The sequence below is a fragment of the Luteibacter sp. HAY1-4A genome (assembly GCF_056755355.1).
Window position 1 is genome coordinate 1 of the sequence record NZ_JBNDHZ010000122.1, and the last position, 212, is coordinate 212.

Consider the following 212-nt stretch of genomic DNA (forward strand, 5'->3'; position numbering starts at 1 on the left):
CCCCTGCTGCTGGCCCTGGGATGGGCCCTGCTGCGGGTTCCCTTCGCGCGCCTCGCCTTGCGGCTGTTGCGGCTGGGGGAGGGGCGGAAGCGCGGGCGGGTTGCTGTTGAGCTGCAACTCCGCTTGCGGAGCCGGGGCGGGTGCCGGAGCCGGCTTCACGGGAGCCGGCGCGGGTGCGCTCGCCTCTACAGCGCTGTCTCTTATACACATCT

1 pseudogene is annotated in these 212 nt (G+C 72.2%); it reads right to left on the reverse strand.

Features of this window, described 5'->3' with window-relative positions:
• Window positions 1-210, reverse strand: a pseudogene (locus tag ACPYOD_RS19195) (PilN domain-containing protein); the annotation flags it as partial.
• Window positions 211-212 lie beyond the last annotated feature (2 nt).